Origin of the sequence: Ruminococcus sp. CAG:379 (assembly GCF_000434255.1) — a bacterium.
Taxonomy (GTDB): Bacteria; Bacillota; Clostridia; order Oscillospirales; family Ruminococcaceae; genus Ruminococcus_F; species Ruminococcus_F champanellensis.
Window position 1 is genome coordinate 1 of the sequence record NZ_FR894911.1, and the last position, 3,605, is coordinate 3,605.

At 49.6% G+C, this 3,605-nt stretch carries 4 protein-coding genes and 1 pseudogene; 4 read left to right on the top strand and 1 reads right to left on the bottom strand.

The features are described 5' to 3' along the window. Positions 1-39 precede the first annotated feature (39 nt). Positions 40-789, bottom strand: a complete 750-nt coding sequence (locus QVO51_RS07780; RefSeq protein ID WP_022357934.1) for a helix-turn-helix transcriptional regulator — start codon at positions 787-789, stop codon at positions 40-42. 131 nt (positions 790-920) lie between these two features. Between QVO51_RS07780 and QVO51_RS07785 the strand changes: the two genes are divergently transcribed. The 4 genes and pseudogenes from QVO51_RS07785 to QVO51_RS07800 form a co-directional block, all read left to right on the top strand. Then, on the top strand, positions 921-2,294 hold the full coding sequence (locus QVO51_RS07785) for an MATE family efflux transporter (RefSeq protein WP_022357935.1): 1,374 nt from the start codon (positions 921-923) through the stop codon (positions 2,292-2,294). Positions 2,295-2,473: 179 nt separating this feature from the next. Then, positions 2,474-2,887 carry a helix-turn-helix transcriptional regulator gene (locus QVO51_RS07790; protein WP_015558769.1) on the top strand — a complete coding sequence of 138 codons (414 nt, stop codon included), beginning with the start codon at positions 2,474-2,476 and terminating at the stop codon, positions 2,885-2,887. A 1-nt stretch (position 2,888) separates the two neighbouring features. Continuing rightward, a complete protein-coding gene (locus QVO51_RS07795; protein ID WP_022357936.1) occupies positions 2,889-3,410 on the top strand; it encodes an ImmA/IrrE family metallo-endopeptidase in 522 nt (173 codons plus the stop codon). Between the two features lie 20 nt (positions 3,411-3,430). Then, positions 3,431-3,605: pseudogene (locus QVO51_RS07800) on the top strand (DNA methylase); the annotation flags it as partial.

A 3,605-nucleotide genomic window follows, 5' to 3' on the forward strand; every position in this document is an offset into this window, starting at 1 on the left:
CCCACCGGATTTGTCAACCCGTTTCTGGGCGGTAAGTGTTTAAATCTGTTCCGCAGGGCTGTCCCCGAACGCTTCTCGGTACTTGCCGGGCGTCATGCCGGTCAGCCGGCGAAATGTACTGGTGAAAGCGCTTTGGGAGGAAAATCCAAGGGACAGCGAGATTTCCAGATAGGAAAAATCAGAATATACCAGCATGTTCTTTGCGGCATTGACTCTGGCGTGGATAATGAATTGTCGAAAGGGCATGCCCACCTCTTTGGAAAATAGCTTGGAAAGATATGTGGGGTGGATTTGTAAATAGGCCGCTGCCCCCTCAATGGTCATTTTTTCCTGCAAATGCTCATAAATATAGTCCATGCATTTTCTCACATGAATAGATCCCACATGTTCTTTTTTAATATCCCGCATCCGTTCCGCATAGTCCAGCTGTATTTCACCTATCATCTCGATCATCCTGTCAATGTGTGCACATTCATCCGCCCGCTGAATGTAAATATCACTGAGGGTGTAGGCAAGATCTTGACTCATGCCATTTTCCACGCAGACCCGGGAGATCAGCGCCACCGCAACGATAAGGTGATAGCGCACATTCTTGACCGGGTCTTTTGAAAGGGTGCCTAGACCCTGGTAGAAATTCTGTTTGATCCCGGCGATATTCTCTCGGACTTTTTTTACATCTCCGGAGCTGATGATCTTGTATTTTTCAAACTCACTGCTGAAGGAAATCCGGTGAAAGCCCTCCTCACGCTGCAAATACAGACGATAATTCAAATCCCGATTGGTGTTCATAGCTATATCCTCCCGCACTTTATGTTTCTTCTGCGATTATACCATACTTCTGATAAAAATACCACAGTTCTGATATAAAAATATCGGACAGATTTATATAATGGTGTTGTTCATAGAAAGGAGGCATAGCTATGGCACAAACCTATGATTTGACAAGAGGAAATCCCACAAAACTGATTTTAACGTTTTTCTTTCCTATGCTTTTTACCAATATGCTACAGCAAATATACTCCATCGCCGATACCGCAATCGTAGGAAAGGGACTTGGGGATGATGCGCTGGCGGCTGTGGGAAATATGTCGTCCTTGACATTCCTGGTGATTGGTTTTTCCATCGGACTAACCAATGGTTTTTCCATCCTCACTGCTCAATATTATGGGGCAGGCAATCAGAAGAATCTGCGCCGCTCTGTGGCATCCGCCATTCTGTTGGCGTTTGGCATGACAGCTTTGCTTACGATCGTCAGCATGCTCTTTCTCCGGCAGGTGCTTCTTCTGCTGCAAACTCCGGAAAAGATTATGCAGGACAGTCTGACTTATGGCTACGTCATTTTCGGAGGACTTGCAGCCAGCATCGCCTACAATCTGTGCGCAAGCATCCTCCGTGCCCTGGGGGACAGCAAGACGCCGTTTTATGCCATCGTTGTTTCCACCGTTCTGAATATCATACTGGACTCCCTGTGCGTATTTGTGTTCAAGACGGGCGTGGGCGGTCCGGCGGCAGTGACCGTGCTGGCACAGGTGGTTTCTGCGGCGATTTGTTTCCGGAAGCTGCGCCACATTGAATTGATCCGGGTTACACGGGAGGATTTCCGGAACAACGGAAGCATGATCCTGAATCTTCTGAAAAACGGAATCCCTATGGCTATTATGAATTCCATTACCGCAGTGGGATGCATGACCGTCCAGTATTTTGTAAACGGTATGGGCGTGGTGTACACCTCCGCATACTCTGCATGCAGCAAGTATATCAATCTGTTTATGCAGCCGGCATGCACTGCCGGGTACACCATGTCCGCCTTTACCAGTCAGAATTACGGCGCAAAACATTACGACAGAATCCTCAGCGGCTTGAAGGGATGTCTGTCCATTGCAGCCGTATCCTATATTCTGCTGGGATCCTTCATGGTACTGTTCCCAAGACTGCTTGCGTCCCTGATGCTCAACGGCAGTGAACAGATAGAACTTGCAGCCGGATTTCTTGTAAAATGCGGCTTCATGATTTTTACAGTGGACTTTCTGTTTGTATTCCGCAGCGGCTGCCAGGGGATGGGGAAGCCCATGCTGCCCATGGTGTCCGGTGTGGTAGAAATGGCGTTCAGAATCCTCGTGATTGCCCTGTTTATCGGCAAAATCGGATTTGATGCAACGGCGTATGCGGAAATCGCTGCATGGGTCGGGGCACTGACTCTGAATGCAGGAGCGTTCACCTATTATATTTTGCAAAAAATCCATGGGAATCGTGTGCCGATATGCAGTGTTGCCTTAAAATCAAACGATAGGTAACAATCTCTGCATCAATCAGAACAGCACCGTACAAGGCTTGTCCAGGGCTTTGTGCGGTGTTTTTTCGCACTAGAGTAATTTTCCATACAAAGTTTTTAGGGTATTGCCTTGACTTTTATAGGAGAATGAGATATAATGAATATGCAATTGAATTGCGTATTGCAGGGATGGAGGGCTCCATGAAATTTGCAGAAAAAATCAGAATCCTGCGGATCCAGCAGGGGAAAACCCAGCAGGCTGTTGCGGACGGGATCCATGTATCCCTGCGCACCTATGTTTCCTATGAGCAGGAAGGACGGTACCCACGGAACCGGGAGATCTACGACAGAATGGCAGCGTATTTCGGAGTGGAGAAAAATTATCTGATGGCGGAGGATGAATCCTTTGTGACCCAGGCATCAGAGCAATTCGGAAGCCGGGGCAAGCAGCAGGCAGAGGCACTGGTGGCGGAACTGACCGGTTTGTTTGCAGGGGGAGAGCTGTCGGAAAATGACCGGGATGCGGTGATGATCGCCCTGCAGAAGGCGTATTTTGACTGTAAGGAGGACAATCAGAAGTATGTGTCCAGCAGTCGCCGCAAGAAAGAGGAGTAGTATGGATCCCAGTACAGTTTATCGGCAGGTGCAGGCGCTGATCCGGCACTGGGGTACCAGTGATCCGGTGCGGCTTGCGGCGGATATGGGGATCCGGGTGTATGACTGCCCGGATTTCCGTGACCTGCTGGGTATGTATACTTACCGCTGGAAGCATCGAATCGTACTGATGAATCCCAACGTCAGTGAGGATCTGTACCGGATGGTGCTTGCCCATGAGTTGGGGCATGATCAGCTGCATCGTCAGCTTGCCGGGGGAGAGGGGCTGCAGGAATTTCAGCTGTTCTGGATGGCAGGTCGGACGGAGTATGAGGCAAATGCATTTGCCGCTCATCTGTTGATCGATGATGGGGAACTGACAGAGCTTGTCCGGGAAGGCTATGATGCAGAAGCGGCTGCCAGTATGCTTTGCGTGGATGTGAACCTGCTGCTGATCAAAGTACAGCAAATGCAGAAGCTGGGTGTGCCCTTAAAGCTGCCCTATGCACCGGATGGTGCTTTTTTCAGAAACGTTCGGGAATAACAGGTGTTGGAGGTGATCCTGTGGGGGTCTATATTGCAATTGATCTGAAAAGTTTTTACGCTTCGGTGGAATGCGTGGATCGAGGATTGGATCCGCTGAACACGAATCTGGTGGTGGCGGATGAGAGCCGCACGGAGAAAACCATCTGCCTGGCGGTGACTCCTTCCCTGAAGGCGTATGGCATCCCCGGCAGAG